This window comes from Mycobacterium spongiae (assembly GCF_018278905.1).
Lineage (GTDB): Bacteria > Actinomycetota > Actinomycetes > Mycobacteriales > Mycobacteriaceae > Mycobacterium > Mycobacterium spongiae.
The window spans coordinates 2,136,126-2,151,705 of sequence record NZ_CP046600.1 but is presented as its reverse complement, the minus strand read 5'-3'; the positions used below and the strand labels follow the sequence as shown (position 1 = coordinate 2,151,705).

Here is a 15,580-nt window from a genome sequence, read left to right as displayed (position 1 = left end):
CAAAGATGGCACAACAATTTGCAGTTGACCCGGCTAGCCCAGCGGCGGCCCCGGGCGACCGCTACGACGTCGACAACTTACTGGCCGGGTACCGCACCGCGCGCGCCCAGGAAGCGTTGTTCGACCTGCGACCCGCCAGCCCAGAGGGCCCGGGGATCGGCTACGACGAGTTCGTCGACGAACACGGCAACGTGCGGGAAGCCTGGGTCGAGCTGGCCGACACGGTCGCCGAGCGTGGCAGGGTCGGGCTGGACCGACTGCGCTCGGTAGTGCACAGCCTGATCGACCACGACGGCATCACCTACAACGAGGTCGATCCCAGCCGGGAGGGAGTACCGAGCGCCCACGGCCTGGAGCCGGGGCCCTGGCACATCGACACGTTGCCGCTGGTGATCTCCGCGGCCGATTGGGAAGTGCTGGAGGCCGGCTTGGTACAGCGGTCGCGGCTGCTCGATGCCGTGCTCGCGGACCTGTACGGGCCCCGCACCTTGCTCAGTGAGGGTCTCCTACCAGCCGAACTGCTGTTCGCCCATCCCGGCTACGTGCGTGCGGCCAACGGAATCGAGGTGCCCGGGCGTCACCAGCTTTTCATGCATGCCGCGGACCTCAGCCGCCTGCCGGACGGCAGTTTTCAGGTCAACGCCGACTGGACACAAGCGCCCTCGGGAGCCGGGTACGCGCTCGCCGACCGCCGTGTTGTCGCCAACGCGATTCCGGACCTCTACGAGAGCATTGTGCCGCGACCGGCGACACCGTTCGCCCAAGCGCTGCGGCTCGCCCTGCTCGACGCGGCGCCCGATGTCGCCCAAGACCCGGTAGTCGTTGTGCTCAGTCCGGGGATCTACTCTGAGACCGCTTTTGACCAGGCGTACTTGGCGACCCTGCTTGGCTTTCCGCTCGTGGAAAGCCCCGATCTGGTGGTGCGCGACGGCAAGCTGTGGATGCGCTCGCTGGGCACGCTGAAGCAGGTCGACGTTGTGCTGCGCCGTGTCGATGCGGATTATTTGGATCCGCTGGATCTGCGCGCTGATTCTCGGCTGGGCGTGGCCGGTTTGGTCGAGGCGCAACACCGCGGAACGGTCACCGTTGTCAACACGCTGGGCAGCGGCATCTTGGAAAACCCCGGGCTGTTGCGCTTTCTGCCCGAGCTGGCCGAACGTCTGCTCGCCGAAACCCCGCTCTTGCACACCGCACCCGTCTACTGGGGCGGCATCGACAGCGAACGCTCGCACCTCCTGGCGAATCTGCCCTCGCTTCTGATCAAGTCCACCGTGGGCGGGGAAACCCTTGTCGGACCAACGCTTTCGTCGCTGCAACTGGCCCAGCTGGCGATGCGGATCGAGCACATGCCGTGGCAGTGGGTTGGCCAAGAGCTACCGCAGTTCTCGTCGGCGCCGACCGACCACGCCGGAGTGTTGTCGTCGGCTGGAGTCGGCATGCGCTTGTTCACTGTCGCGCAACGCAGCGGCTATGCCCCCATGATCGGCGGCCTGGGCTACGTGCTGGCGCCCGGGCCAGCCGCATATACGCTGAAAACCGTTGCAGCAAAAGATGTCTGGGTGCGACCAACCGAGCGTGCGCATGCCGAGGCGGTAACCCTCACGTCGTTGGAGCCGACGCTGGCACCGCCGGCGAAGACCGGAGCGGGCACCTGGGCGGTCAGCTCTCCGCGGGTGTTGTCCGACCTTTTCTGGCTCGGCCGCTATGGCGAACGTGCGGAGAATATGGCCCGACTGCTGATCGTTACCCGCGAGCGCTACCACATCTTCCGCCACCACCAGGACACGGAAGAAAGCGAGTGCGTGCCGGCGTTGATGGCTGCGCTGGGACGCATCACCGGGACCGACACGGGAACCGGTGCCGACAACGCTGACGACCGCGCGGAGATGATCGCGGTTGCCCCGTCAACACTGTGGTCGCTGACGGTGGACCCACAGCGACCAGGTTCCCTCGTTCAGGCAGTGGACGGGTTGGCCTTGGCCGCCAGGGCGGTGCGCGACCAGCTGTCCAACGACACGTGGATGGTGCTCGCAAACGTGGAGCACGCGCTGCCGAGCAGGTTCGACCCACCCGAATCGCTCACCGAGGCCGACGCGCTGCTCGCGACGGCCCAATCGCAGACGCTCGCCGGGATGCTGACGCTGTCCGGGGTGGCCAGCGAGTCGATGGTGCACGACGTCGGCTGGACGATGATGGACATCGGCAAACGTATTGAGCGCGGGCTGTGGGTCACCGGACTGCTGCGGGCCATGCTGACAGCTGCCCGCGGCCCAGCCGCCGAGCAATCCATCATCGAGGCGACCCTGGTGGCCTGTGAATCGGCGGTCATCTACCGGCGCCGCACCGCGGGCAAGATCAGTGTTGCCGCCGTCGCCGAGCTCATGCTGTTCGACGAGCAGAACCCGCGGTCGTTGGTGTATCAGCTGCAACGGCTGCGAGCCGACCTCAGAGACCTACCCGGCTCCTCGGGGTCGTCGCGCCCCGAGCGGTTGGTGGATGAGATCAGCACCGTGCTGCGCCGGTCGCACCCCGCCGAGCTCGAAGAGGTCGCGGCCGACGGGCGTCGAGAAACATTGGCCGAGCTGCTCACGGGGATCCACGACGAGCTGCGCGACGTCGCCGAGGCCATCACCGCAACCCAGCTAACGCTGCCCGGCGGCATGCAGCCGCTGTGGGGACCCGATGTCCGCCGGGTCATGCCCGCCTAAGAGTTGGCCAGCGCGCGCCGCGGGACAGTCACGCCTACGGCACGTCGCCGTCGAACGGCACGACATCAACAGCGACATCGATCACACTGTCCTCGGAGTTGGTGTAGATGATGCCCCGCAAGGGCGGCACATCCGCATAGTCGCGGCCCCGCCCCACCCCGATATACCGTTGGTCGACCAGCTGGTCATTGGTGGGATCAAGGCCCAGCCACTCAAACCGACCTGGCTGTTGCGGAGTCCACACCGCGGCCCACGCGTGAGTCGCGTCAGCGCCGATCATCCGGTCCTTCCCCGGCGGCGGATCGGTGACCAGATAGCCAGACACATAGCTAGCCGCCAGGCCGTTGGCTCGCAGACAGGCGATCGCCAGGCGCGCGAAGTCTTGACACACCCCTTCCCGAGCCGCGAGAACCTCGTTGACCCCGGTGGAAATCGTCGTCGACCCCGAACGGTAGGTGAAGTCGTTGAAGATCCGGGTCGTCAGATCGCGCAAGACCTCCACCAGCGGACGCTCCGGCACGAAGCTAGGAGCCGCGTACTCGCGCACCTCGCCGGTGATCTCAGGCGGATTCAAGTCCAGGGTGAACTCGGTCGCCAACGCACCCTTCAGACCCGCTGGCCGAGCAGCCTCCCACGGATCTAGCGCCGGCCCGCTGGTGTAAAGCCCCGCCGCCGGCGGGGATACGTCGACGACGGACTCGCTGGTAACGCTGAGCGTGCGATGTGGCTGGGTGACGTGGAAATAGGAGCTGATGTTGCCGTAGGCGTCGCGGGTGGTGGAGCTGTCGGCGGGCGTCGGGTCGATGATGAGCCGATGCGCGATGCAGCGCTGCCGCAGCGAGTCCAGCGGTGTGAGAAACCCGCGACCGTACGAGCTGGTCACAATGTCGGAGTAGCGATACTCGGTGCGGTGCGTGATTCGGTAGCGATGGCTGGCCCGGGCGTTCGCTTCGCCGGCTGCGCGAGTTTCCGGTGCCATCACCTCACCGCCGGGCTCGGCGGAGACCCACCGGACAATGGGGGGCACCAGCCGGAAGGCCACGACAACGAGCTCCCTGCTGACATCTATGCCTTTCTGCATCAGCTGCGGTCGAGCAGGGCTGATCACACCACATGAGGATGTGGCGGCGTGATAGCCCGCACATGCGCTACCAAGCGACCATAGCGGGAGCGCGTTGCCGTCTTTCCCACGGAGCTGATCACCGAGGCGTGGTTGACGCGGGCGCCCACGAAGCTGCCCGCAGAGTTTCCCGCCAAGTCACCCGGACTGCCGGCATCAGACGCGATGCTCGATGACCCGTTCCAGGTCATTGACACACACTCGGACGATATCTGCGAGCACCACTTCGTCGGGGTCCCGGGCGACCGACCGCAGCGCCGAGATGTGGCGGCATGCCGCCGCCATGCGTGCGGTCGCCGCCGCGGGATCGGCGTCGACCAGACCGACGCCCGCCGTGAGATCGGAGAGTACGCAACGCACGGGTTCGGAAATCTCGCCCCGGTCGGGTCGGGTGATCATACGAACCAGATGCAACAAGGAACCGACCAGCAGACCCACGTGCTCGACCTGTTCGTTGATGTCGCGCATCGCGCCGCGCAGCCGCCAGCGGCGAGGCGCCCGCCGCACCACCAAGGCAGCGGTGGCCCGGACCTCGATGAGCTCGCCCACCTGACGATGCAGTCGGTCAACCGCCGCCATCGCCCAGTCGGCGGGGGCACTCGGCGGATCGCTCATCGTGTTGGCGAGATCAGTGAGTGTGTCATGCGCGGCGGCCAACGCGGCGGCGCGGGCCTCGCGCAGCAAGGCCAGCGGGTCCGCCGGGAAGAGCAAGATCGCGAACACCAGCGCGATGCCACCCCCGATCAACGAGTCAAAGAGGCGCTCGGCGACCACACCGCCATTACCGGCAAACACCAGGACCAACACGGCGGAGACGGCAGTCTGGTTGACGAACATCAAGCCTTGCGCGATGACACCACGCGCGCTGAGCACCGCAATCGACAGCGCGACGAACACCACGACCGCCATCGCGACCTCGCCGGAACCCAACACGCCATTCACACCGGCGCCCAGGACGATCCCGAGCGCCACCCCGACGATCATCTGTGCGGCGCGTCGCGCCCGCAACACGCTGGTCGCCGACATGCACACCACCGCGGAAATCGGCGCGAAGAACGGCTGTGGGTGGTCCAGCAAATCATAAGTGAGGTACCAGGCGAGGCCAGCAGCGACCGACGACTGGGTGATCGGCCACAACGCGACGCGCAGGCGCCGGATCGCCGCCAGCCCCTCGTCGGCCGCTGCGGTCAGCAAAGAGGTGCTCATGACGTCTGTTTACTCCCCCCGGGGGGCGTGGCCGGCCCGGCTCACCACCCGCCTGATTCTGACCACCCGAAAACGCTAGGCGCGCCGCAGCTCGAACAGCGGGATCACCCTGTTTGTCCGCGCCTGATAGTCAGCGAAGCCCGGCGCCGCCGCGGTGATTCTCGAAAAGAGTTCGTCGCGCTCCGCGGACGGCAGTTCGCGCGCGGCCACCTCGAACTCGTCAGTGCCGACCTCCACGTGTGCCTGCGGGTTCGCCCGCAAGTTGTGCACCCAGGCTGGATCGACGTCGGACCCGGCGAACGATCCGATGATGATCAACTTGCCATCGATGCGGAAGTACGCCAGCGGTGTCACCCTGGGTTGGCCGGACTTGGCGCCGGTGGCGGTGAGCACCAGCAGATCCGCGTTGGCGAACTGCCCGCCGACCTTGCCATCGTTGGTCCGGAACTCATCGACGATATCGCGGTTGAATCCCTTAATAGTTTCCTTGTCTGGCACTTGTTGGGTCATGCCCGGTGAACCTCTTGAGGCACGGCGTCTATTCCGGACTCCCTGCGCTGCTGGGCGGTGATCGGCGCGGGCGCGTCGGTGAGCGGGTCGACACCGCCGCCGGTCTTGGGGAACGCGATGACCTCACGGATCGACTCCATGCCCGCCAGCAGCGCGATGGCCCGGTCCCACCCGAACGCGATCCCGCCGTGCGGTGGCGCGCCAAACGTGAACGCCTCCAACAGAAACCCGAACTTCTCCTCGACGTCGGCCTTGTCCAGACCCATCACGGCGAAGACCCGTTCCTGAACGTCCCGGCGGTGAATACGAACCGAGCCGCCGCCGATTTCGTGGCCGTTGCAGACGATGTCGTAGGCGTCGGCCAGCACGCCGCCGGGATCGGATTCGATGCTGCCTTCCCACTCGGACTTCGGCGCGGTGAAAGCGTGGTGTACCGCGGTCCACGCCCCCGAGCCGACGGCGACGTCACCGGCAGCGGTCGCCTCCTCCGCGGGCTCGAACAGCGGCGGATCCACCACCCAGACGAACGCCCAGGCATCGGGGTCGATCAGGTTGAGGCGACGGGCGATCTCGGTGCGGGCGGCGCCCAATAACGCCCGCGAGGACTTCGGTGGCCCCGCCGAGAAGAAGATGCAGTCTCCGGGTTTGGCCCCGACGTGCGCGGCTAGACCGGCGCGTTCAGCATCGCTGAGGTTCTTGGCTACCGGGCCACTGAGCGCGCCCCCAGAGGCTTCGTCGCCGACCAGCACGTACGCCAGTCCCCGATGTCCGCGCTGCTTTGCCCACTCCTGCCAGCCATCCAACGTGCGCCGCGGCTGAGCGGCCCCGCCGGGCATCACGACCGCACCCACATACGGTGCCTGGAAGACGCGGAATGTGGTGTCTTTGAAGAACTCCGCGCATTCGACAAGCTCCAGCCCGAACCGCAGGTCGGGTTTGTCCGAGCCGAATCGGCGCATGGCGTCGGCATAGCTGATTCGCGGGATCGGAGTCGGAAGCCGGTAACCGATCAGCGCCCACAACTCGGTCAGTATCTCCTCGGAGATCGCGATGATGTCCTCGGCGCCGACGAAGCTCATCTCCATGTCGAGCTGAGTGAACTCGGGCTGGCGGTCGGCACGAAAGTCCTCATCCCGGTAGCAGCGCGCGATCTGGTAGTAGCGCTCCATGCCGGCCACCATCAACAACTGCTTGAAGAGCTGCGGACTCTGCGGCAACGCGTAGAACGAGCCCGGGTGCAACCGGGCCGGCACCAGGAAGTCGCGGGCGCCCTCGGGCGTCGATCGGGTGATCGTCGGGGTTTCGATCTCGACGAAGTCGTGTCGGGACAGCACCGCGCGCGCGGCCGCATTCACCTTGGAGCGCAATCGAATTGCTGCGGCGGGACCGTCGCGGCGCAAGTCGAGATAGCGATACTTCAGCCGCAGCTCCTCACCCGCTGGCTCGTCGAGCTGGAACGGCAGTGGCGCGCAGTCGCCCAGCACTGTCAGCGACGTGGCGTTGACCTCGATATCGCCGGTGGCAATCTCCGGGTTGGCGTTGCCCTCCGGCCGGATCTCGACGACACCGTCCACAGCGACGCAAAACTCCGCCCGCAACCGGTGCGCCTGGGCCAACACCGCCGGGTCGCGGAACACGACCTGGGCAACTCCTGAGGAATCCCGCAGATCGATGAAGATCACGCCGCCGTGGTCGCGGCGGCGACCCACCCATCCGGCCAAGGTCACCTGCTGGCCCGCGTCGCGATCCCGTAATGCACCAGCGGCGTGGCTGCGCAGCACAAACACTCCCCTCCAACCGGCTTGATCGACTGCTCAGTGTAAAGGGGCCCAGGACCGGCGTCGGCGACGCAGGGTACCTTCGGGTTCATCTCCACCACCGTTGCCCTAGTCGGACCGGGTGCCGTCGGAACCACGGTCGCCGCGCTGTTGCATAAGGCCGGGCATTCGGTGCTGCTGTGCGGCCGTACCCCCCGCCCACGTCACGCGGCGATCGAGCTGCGTCCCGACGACGCCGACCCGATCGTGGTGCCCGGTCCGATGCACACCGACCCACGTGCGGTGACCGGCCCGGTCGATGTGCTCGTGCTAGCGGTCAAGGCCACTCAGATCGACGACGCCCGCGGCTGGCTGGCCCGACTATGCCACAGCCACACCATCGTCGCGGTCCTGCAAAACGGTGTTGAACAGGTCGAACATGTCCAGCCGCTGTGTCCGTCCGCGACCGTGGTTCCCGCGATCGTGTGGTATTCGGCGGAGACACAGCCCCAAGGGTGGGTGCGATTGCGCGGCCCAGCCGCACTGGTGGTTCCCACCGGGCCGGCCGCCGAGAAGTTCGCCCAGCTGTTGCGCGACGCCGGCGCCACCGTGGACTGCGATCCCGACTTCCTCACCGGGGCGTGGCGCAAACTGCTACTCAACGCGCTGGCCGGCTTCATGGCGTTATCCGGCCGACGGTCGGGAATGTTTCGCCGCGACGACATCGCGGCACTGTCGCGGCGCTACCTCGGCGAATGCCTGGCGGTGGCGCGGGCCGAGGGCGCCCGCCTCGGCGATGACGCCGTCGAGGAGATGGTCGACCTCTTCCAGGAGGCCCCGGAGGATATGGGCACCTCGATCCTGGCGGATCGAGAGAACCACCAGCGGCTGGAATGGGACCTGCGCAACGGCGTGATCGTCCGCAAAGCGCGCATCCATGGCCTGGCGACCCCGATCAGCGACGTCATCGTCCCCCTGCTGGCCGCGGCCAGCGACGGCCCAGGCTAGGTGAAATCGTCAGTCTAGCGCCTGATGTCTAGCGTCCGGGTTGTGTCTAGTGTCTAGGAGTATGTTCCCGTGCGAGCGCGTCGACCTGAGTTTCACCGACCCAGATTCCGGTGAAGCGCCACATGTATTTCGCAATAGCATCGAGCTTGCTATCACGCCCGAGCAGCTGTTCGAGGTGTTCACTGATGCCGAGGCCTGGCCGCACTGGGCGAGCGTCATCACCAAGGTGACCTGGACCAGCCCCGAGCCGTACCATGCCGGCACCACCCGCACGGTCGCGATGCGCGGTGGCATCGTTGGCAATGAGGAGTTCCTTGCGTGGGAGCCCTGCACCCACATGGCGTTTCGGTTCAATGAATGCTCCACACAAGCTGTCGCCGCGTTCGCCGAGGACTACCGGGTCGAGGTCATCCCTGCCGGCTGCCGACTGACTTGGACGATGGCCCAGAAGCCCGCCGGCCCCGCGCGGCTGGGAATGTACATGTTTCGGCCGCTACTGAACTTGGGCCTGCGCCGATTCCTGCGCAACCTGCGCCGCTATACCGACACCCGGTTCGCCACCGCCACGCCGCGCTAGGCTGTCTCGGCCGGATCGATCTGGGGAGCGTGCGATGACCTTCAACGAGGGAATGCGCATCGACACCAGTGCGGCGTCGACGTCGGGGTCGGCCGCGGGCGGCGGGGGCGGCCGCCGCATGGCGGTCGGCGGCGGTCTGGCCGGACTAGCGATCGTCGTGATCGCGATGCTGCTGGGTGTTGATCCCGGCGGCGTATTGAGCCAACAACCGCTCGATACCCGCGGCGACGTGGCGCCTGGCTTCGATCTGAGCCAGTGCCGAACCGGGGCCGACGCCAACACGTTCGTCCAATGCCGTGTGGTAGCCACCGCGAACTCGCTGGATGCGGTGTGGAAGCAGCTGATGCCCGGATACACCCGGCCGAACTTGCGACTGTTCAGCGGTCAAGTGAGCACCGGATGCGGACCGGCCAGCAGCGATGTCGGGCCCTTCTACTGCCCGGCGGACCAAACCGCATACTTCGACACCGATTTCTTCCAGGTACTCGTCGAAGAATTCGGTTCTAGCGGAGGACCCTTCGCGCAGGAGTATGTGGTGGCCCATGAATATGGTCATCACGTGCAGAATTTGCTGGGCGTGCTCGGCCGCGCTCAGCACGGCGCCCAGGGCGCGGCAGGCACCGGCGTGCGCACCGAGCTACAGGCGGACTGCTACGCAGGCGTCTGGGCACACTACGCATCGACCGTCAGGCAAGAGAGCACCGGCGTGCCGTTCTTAGAACCGTTGAGCGACCAGGATATCCAGGATGCGCTCTCCGCCGCGGCCTCGGTGGGCGACGACCGCATCCAGGAGCAGGTGACGGGGCATATCAGCCCAGAATCCTGGACGCACGGATCGTCGGCGCAACGGCAGAAGTGGTTTACCGTCGGCTATCAGACCGGCGACCCGAACAAGTGCGACACCTTCGCCACTCGCGACCTCGGCTAGCTGCTGCGCGGCACCGCGGGCCGAAACCAACGCCATATCCCCCGATTGGGGGACACGAGCTTCCTCCTAGCGCAGGACAATTATTCGGCCCGCTTGGTGGATTGCAGCAAATACCGAATGGCAGGGATCATGAGAACGCGCCGAATTGAGGTAGCTCAAGCGGTTATCTGCGACTGACAAGGCCGACCAAATAGCCCGGATCCGCTTCTCGGGTGCCAGTGCCGGCGGAAATCATGCAGCGTCTGATTTCCGCCGGCACTGAGCGTTATGGCCCACTCGGTCGCGAGCGATCGCTCACCAACTACCAGGGGCGTGTCGAGCACTTCACGCCACTGCCACCGTTCTCTGACACCACCACCTGGCCATCGACGGCGATCTCGCAGTGGAATTCCGGATTGACCCGCAGGCCGCCGCTCGCGGTAACTATCGCCCACTGGTTCGGGTCCGCCAAGGTGGCCGTGTACACCAGTGGCTGGCCACCGATGATCGGGGTGTGCACCGTGGTCAGGTACTTCGACGACTCCGCGTCAAATGCTGCCTGGCTCGGCGGATCGGCATGCATGTATCGAATGTTGGCCGTCAGATCGCTGGTGGTCGTCACTGTGTAGGTGACCTGATGTCCGGCCGGATCGGCATGCGAGGTCGCCGGCATGGCCACGGTGAGAACGGTCACAGTGCACGCTGCCATCGACAGGCCAGTCGCCCCTATGTGCATGCCTTTCATATCGACGACGCTACCCGCCGTGTTACCACGCTTCGTGGTTGAGCGAGCACGCGACCGCGCAGCGGTGCGGCCACGACGGGCAGGCCAGTTGCGCGACGTTCACTCGGCTCCGGTAGGAAGCATCAATGGGCGACGAAACGCAGCAGCACGCCGATGGTGTCGCGCCACCTCCGGGGATCAACCGGCGAAAGCTCTTGACGACGGGCGCAGCCTCAGCGTTTCTCGGGATGGGCGTCGGGGTCGGCGGAGCCGCACTGTTGTGGCCCCGCCGCCACGACCCGACCGTCTGGTACCAGCCCGATACGAATGGGGCGGCGCCAGTGGGCGGTCTGCATCTGCAATTCGGCGCGAACGCCGCCACCGAGGTCGTGGTGTCATGGCACACCACCGACGCGGTTCGCAATCCACGGGTCATGCTGGGTACGCCGACCTCCGGCTTCGGTAAGACAGTCGCGGCGGCAACCCGAACATACCGGGACGCGAAATCCACAACCGAGGTCCGGGTCAACCATGCCCGCCTGACCAACCTGACGCCGGACACCGACTACGTGTATGCCGCAGTGCACGACGGCGCCGATCCGCAGCTAGGGACTATACGAACCGCGCCGCTCGGGCGAAAGGCGCTGCGCTTCACCAGCTTCGGGGATCAGGCGACGCCCACCCTGGGCAGGTTGACCGGCGGCCGGTATGTCAGCGACAACCTCGGGTCACCCGCGGCTGCCGACATTACCGTCGCGATCGAGCGCATCGCTCCGTTGTTCAACCTGGTCAACGGCGACCTGTGCTATGCAAACCTCGCACTGGACCGGATTCGCACCTGGTCGGACTGGTTCGCGAACAACTCTCGCTCGGCGCGATACCGGCCCTGGATGCCCGCAGCGGGCAATCACGAGAACGAGTTGGGGAACGGGCCAATCGGTTTCGGCGCATATCAGACTTACTTCGCATTACCTGACTCCGGATCGCCTGGGGAACTTCGAGGTTTGTGGTATTCGTTCACCGCTGGCTCGGTGCGCGTGATCAGCCTGAGCAACGACGACGTCGCCTACCAAGACGGCGGCGCCTCCTACATCAGAGGTTACTCGAGCGGAGAGCAAAGGCACTGGCTCGAGGGCGAACTCGCCGCTGCCCGACGCAGCCCGGAGGTTGATTGGGTGGTCGTCGTCATGCATCAAACGGCGATATCGACCACCGACCATACCAACGGCGCCGATCTCGGTATCCGCGAAGAATGGCTGCCACTATTCGACCGGTACGGGGTTGATCTGGTGTTGTGCGGTCACGAACATCACTACGAGCGGTCGCATCCCGTACGGGGAGCACTCGGGACCGATGTCCGAACGCCGATCCCTGTCGACGCCGGCACCGACGTCATCGACGCCACCCGAGGAACCGTCCATCTCGTCATAGGCGGGGGCGGCACGTCCAGACCATCCAATGCGAACTTCTTCCCCCGACCTCGATGCCGCGTCTTGACGAGCGTCGGCCCGTTTGATCCCGCGCTTGGGCACAAGGCACCCCGATACGTGCTCGAGGATGCGCCCTGGTCTGCGTTTCGCGACCGCGACAACCCTTACGGCTTTGTGGCTTTCGACGTCGATCCCGGCCAGCCGGGTGGGAGCACCTCGATCGAGGCGACGCACTATGCGGTGACAGGGCCGTTTGGCACAGTCACGGCGATCGACCAGTTCACCTTGACCAAACCGCGTGGCGATGCGGCCTCGTGAGCCTCACGACGCGCTCGCTTCTGCCCAGAACCGCTACCCCGCGACTCACTTGCCAAGCATCTTGTCATTCGCGCTCGGGTGGCAGACTCGGGTCATGCGACGTGGTCTTGATGCCGGCTGGAAGCCCACCGTTCCTGCTCTGGTGCAATTGGTGGCTGCATCCAGGGGTCCGCGCTTGAGGGCGGCGTTCGCCGCAGCCGGACTCGACGGGATCCGACCGGCGCAAGCGGTCGCGTTGGTACCACTGGCCGGAGGCGCACTGCATGCATCGGATGTGGCCGACCGCCTCGGGGTGAGCCGTCAGGCAGTCGCACAGGGGATGGCGGCCTTGGAAAGACACCGCTACGTCACTCGCGTGCCCAACCCGGCCGACGCCCGCACCCGCATCATCAGGCTGACTCCGCGCGGCCGCCGCGCACTGCGGGTGATGCGTTCCGATGCCCTCGATGTCGAAAAGCAATGGCAGCAGATCCTGGGCCAGCAGCGATTTGGCGAGCTACGCAAGACCTTGCAGATCTTGCTCGACGCGGAAGCCGATTCGTAATACCTCTGGCCGCCGGCTATGCCAGCAAGCCCTGAATCAACTTACCGACTCTGCTAGGCCCGACCGAAGAGTTGCATTGATCCTGCAAATCGCCCAGCGGCCGAACGATTTCGCGCATTTCAAGGTACTCCCCTGGATTGGCGCTGAAGTAGTCCCGAACCGTGGCCTGGGCCTGATCATCCGACTGCGAGTTCACATCAGTCAAGGTTTGGTTGAGCGCTGGATGCGCTTCTAGGTACTGCCCAGTGGCCGCAAATACCGAGCTGGAGGTCGTGAAGAGTCCTTGCGCCGTGCACGGATTCGGCGCGGCGCCCGCCGATGGAATGACAAGTGCGGCTGCGGTGACTCCGCCAATTCCACAAGCGGCCAGAGTACGGCGCACCGACGGGGCAGGGATGCTCCAAGATTTCATTAGTCGCTCCTTCGCTATGGCGAGACGGCTGCGCCCTCGACGAGCGCAGATCGGCTTTTTTCGGACGCTACGGGCGACCTAGAAGACTGTCAAGTTACTTGACGATCTCGGGGGTAACGATCCGATAACTGTGCTGCGCATGCTAGAACCTGGACTAGAACAAAGTCAGCTGCCCACGTGGTTGCGTCACCACCGATTCGGTCGCCGGCACAGCCTCGTGACGATCTCCCGCCAACCGATACTTCGCGATGAGCGGGGCTACTCTCTGGCGCAACGTCTCTCGGTAGCTCGGGGGCAGGTAGGCACCGCGCCGGTAGAGCTCGCGGTACGTGCCGACAAGCTCGGGGTGCGAGCGACCCAGCCAGGACAAGAACCAGCCACGTGTCGAACCGCGCAAGTGCAGACCGAACACCGTGACGCCAGAGGCGCCGGCGGCGCCAATGTGGCCAAGCAGAAGGTCGAGGTGCTCCACCGAGTCGGTGAGGTGCGGAAGCACCGGCGCGACCATCACATGGCAGTCGAGGCCCGCTTCACGGATCGCCGTAACCAGCGCCAGGCGCGCAGCCGGGGCTGGCGTGCCCGGTTCGACATCGCGCTGCAGTTCCGGATCGCACACCGCCAGCGACACCGCAAGCGCCACCGGAACCTGTTCGGATGCCTGAGCGAGCAGCGGCAAGTCTCGGCGAAGCAGCGTGCCCTTGGTCAGAATCGACATCGGTGTTCCGGACCCAGCAAGCGCGCCAATGATGCCTGGCATCAGCACGTAGCGGCCCTCGGCGCGCTGGTAGGGATCGGTGTTGGTGCCCAGCGCCACGGTCTCGCGCCGCCACGACGCCCGATGCAGCTCGCGGCGTAATACTTCGACGACGTTGGTCTTCACCACTACCTCGGAGTCAAAATCGCTGCCGCAGTTGAAGTCCAGGTATTCGTGAGTGGGCCGCGCGAAACAGTACCGACAGCCGTGCGAACATCCGCGATAGCCGTTGACGGTGTACCGAAATGGCAACAGCGCAGCATTGGGCACCTTGTTCAGGGCGGACTTGCACAGCACTTCGTGGAAGGTGATGCCGTCGAATTCCGGAGCACGCACCCTGCGGACGAAGCCGATCCGCTGCAGCCCGGGGAGCGCGCCGTCGTCGACCGGCTTCCCATTGATCGCGACGGCCTGGCCAGCCCAACGCATGCCACTATTCGAACTGGTGTTCGATACAATGTCAAGCCTAGGGTCGAGCTAGGGCGCGTCGAATCGCCTTTTGTGCGCGCGAAGCGGCTATTCGTTGCCTCATTGAAAATGCGCGCGTGCGGCATGCCTACGTGAGGTCTCAGTGGGGTGTGGCTAGGCCTCGGCGATGGGATTGACGTTGGCTGAGCGCAGGGCGGTGACCGAGATGACCACGATCCGCTACGTGGTCGCTGATAAGCGATTCAAAAGCAGGATGTTGGGCGAGCTATGCGCTAACACAGGTTGGCACCGTAGCCATGCCCGCAAGGCCCTGAAGGCGACGTTGCAGCCCAAGGTGGTCGCGCCCCGACAAAGTCCGCGTCCACCCAAGTACGGTCCGGATGTCATTGCTGCGCTCACGGTGTGCTGGACAGTGCTAGGGATGCCGGCTGGCAAGAGGCTGGCGCCGATGCTGAACAAACTGGTGGCAGTTTACGACACTTTGGTGAACTGACCATCGATGATGACACTGCAGCACTGTTGGTGTCGTGTCGGCGGCCACCATTGATCGTCGCCTAACAGGTGAGCGAGCCAAACGGCAGATCAAGGGGCGTTGCGCCACCAAGCCGGGTCGCTGCTGAGAAGTCAGATCCCGGTTCGCACCTGGGCAGACAGGGACGACGTTGTGCCGGGCTTTGTTGAGATCGATCTGGTCTCCCACGACGGCGGAAACACCATCGGTCCGTTTGCGTTCACCCTCACGGTCACTGACGTCGCCACTGGCTGGACCGGAACCGCTCGGCGCCCGGCAAAGAGGCCAAATGTGTGCTAGGCGCCTCGGAAAGCATCGCGAAGAAGATGCCGTTCCCGATCCGGGGGGGTGGACTCGGACAACGGAGCTGAGTTCATCAACGCCTATCTGTTCATCTGGTGCAGAAACCGCAAGATCACCTTCACCCGGGCACGGCCGACCAATAAGAACGACGGCTGCCATGTCGAGCAGAAAAACTGGGCAGTGGTCCGCACTGTGGTTGGCTATTACCGCCACGATACTGCTGCAGAGCTGTTGTTACTCAACGAGATTTGGCACCTTCGGTCACAGTTGACCAACTACTTCTACCCCCAGCAGAAGCTGATATCCAACGTCCGTGACGGCACCAAGGTGACCAAGAAATACGACACCACGGGCCTCGACGC

At 65.4% G+C, this 15,580-nt stretch carries 13 protein-coding genes and 1 pseudogene; 7 read left to right on the top strand and 7 right to left on the bottom strand.

The features are described from left to right. Positions 1–5: 5 nt before the first annotated feature. The gene (locus tag F6B93_RS08885; RefSeq protein WP_211698766.1) at positions 6–2,708 is read left to right on the top strand and encodes a circularly permuted type 2 ATP-grasp protein; all 2,703 of its coding nucleotides are present in this window, start codon (positions 6–8) and stop codon (positions 2,706–2,708) included. A gap of 34 nt (positions 2,709–2,742) precedes the next feature. On the opposite strand, the gene F6B93_RS08880 is transcribed toward F6B93_RS08885, so the two are convergent. The 4 genes from F6B93_RS08880 to aspS all read right to left on the bottom strand — a co-directional run bounded on the left by F6B93_RS08880 (position 2,743) and on the right by aspS (position 7,331). Further along, positions 2,743–3,687, bottom strand: coding sequence for a transglutaminase family protein (locus tag F6B93_RS08880; RefSeq protein ID WP_211699364.1), 945 nt, complete (start codon positions 3,685–3,687; stop codon positions 2,743–2,745). A gap of 297 nt (positions 3,688–3,984) precedes the next feature. After that, a complete protein-coding gene (locus F6B93_RS08875) occupies positions 3,985–5,034 on the bottom strand; it encodes an FUSC family protein (RefSeq protein ID WP_211698765.1) in 1,050 nt (349 codons plus the stop codon). Between the two features lie 75 nt (positions 5,035–5,109). After that, a complete protein-coding gene (locus F6B93_RS08870; RefSeq protein ID WP_211698764.1) occupies positions 5,110–5,544 on the bottom strand; it encodes a nitroreductase family deazaflavin-dependent oxidoreductase in 435 nt (144 codons plus the stop codon). Then, on the bottom strand, positions 5,541–7,331 hold the full coding sequence (aspS, locus tag F6B93_RS08865) for an aspartate--tRNA ligase (RefSeq protein ID WP_211698763.1): 1,791 nt from the start codon (positions 7,329–7,331) through the stop codon (positions 5,541–5,543). The genes F6B93_RS08870 and aspS overlap by 4 nt, the downstream gene beginning before the upstream one ends. Before the next feature lie 81 nt (positions 7,332–7,412). On the opposite strand from aspS, the gene F6B93_RS08860 reads away from it, so the two are divergent. The 3 genes from F6B93_RS08860 to ypfJ all read left to right on the top strand — a co-directional run bounded on the left by F6B93_RS08860 (position 7,413) and on the right by ypfJ (position 9,814). Further along, positions 7,413–8,309 (top strand): oxidoreductase, encoded by an 897-nt coding sequence (locus tag F6B93_RS08860; protein WP_211699363.1) that lies wholly within the window; start codon positions 7,413–7,415, stop codon positions 8,307–8,309. Positions 8,310–8,370: 61 nt separating this feature from the next. Next, complete coding sequence (locus F6B93_RS08855) at positions 8,371–8,886, top strand: SRPBCC family protein (RefSeq protein ID WP_211698762.1); 516 nt, start codon at positions 8,371–8,373, stop codon at positions 8,884–8,886. A gap of 34 nt (positions 8,887–8,920) precedes the next feature. After that, on the top strand, positions 8,921–9,814 hold the full coding sequence (gene ypfJ, locus F6B93_RS08850) for a KPN_02809 family neutral zinc metallopeptidase (protein ID WP_211698761.1): 894 nt from the start codon (positions 8,921–8,923) through the stop codon (positions 9,812–9,814). Positions 9,815–10,115: 301 nt separating this feature from the next. On the opposite strand, the gene F6B93_RS08845 is transcribed toward ypfJ, so the two are convergent. Continuing rightward, positions 10,116–10,502, bottom strand: a complete 387-nt coding sequence (locus tag F6B93_RS08845) for a hypothetical protein (protein WP_425518533.1) — start codon at positions 10,500–10,502, stop codon at positions 10,116–10,118. 161 nt (positions 10,503–10,663) lie between these two features. Here F6B93_RS08845 and F6B93_RS08840 point away from each other — a divergent pair, with 161 nt between their 5' ends. Further along, complete coding sequence (locus F6B93_RS08840; RefSeq protein ID WP_211698760.1) at positions 10,664–12,265, top strand: purple acid phosphatase family protein; 1,602 nt, start codon at positions 10,664–10,666, stop codon at positions 12,263–12,265. 94 nt (positions 12,266–12,359) lie between these two features. After that, positions 12,360–12,809, top strand: a complete 450-nt coding sequence (locus F6B93_RS08835; RefSeq protein ID WP_211698759.1) for a MarR family winged helix-turn-helix transcriptional regulator — start codon at positions 12,360–12,362, stop codon at positions 12,807–12,809. Positions 12,810–12,825: 16 nt separating this feature from the next. Here the strand turns inward: F6B93_RS08835 and F6B93_RS08830 are convergent, their stop codons facing one another. Next, positions 12,826–13,221, bottom strand: a complete 396-nt coding sequence (locus tag F6B93_RS08830) for a heme-binding protein (RefSeq protein WP_211698758.1) — start codon at positions 13,219–13,221, stop codon at positions 12,826–12,828. Positions 13,222–13,375: 154 nt separating this feature from the next. Beyond that, positions 13,376–14,404 (bottom strand): Rv2578c family radical SAM protein, encoded by a 1,029-nt coding sequence (locus tag F6B93_RS08825; RefSeq protein ID WP_211698757.1) that lies wholly within the window; start codon positions 14,402–14,404, stop codon positions 13,376–13,378. 166 nt (positions 14,405–14,570) lie between these two features. Here F6B93_RS08825 and F6B93_RS08820 point away from each other — a divergent pair. Continuing rightward, a pseudogene (locus F6B93_RS08820) lies at positions 14,571–15,563 on the top strand (integrase catalytic domain-containing protein); the annotation flags it as partial. Positions 15,564–15,580: the final 17 nt, after the last annotated feature.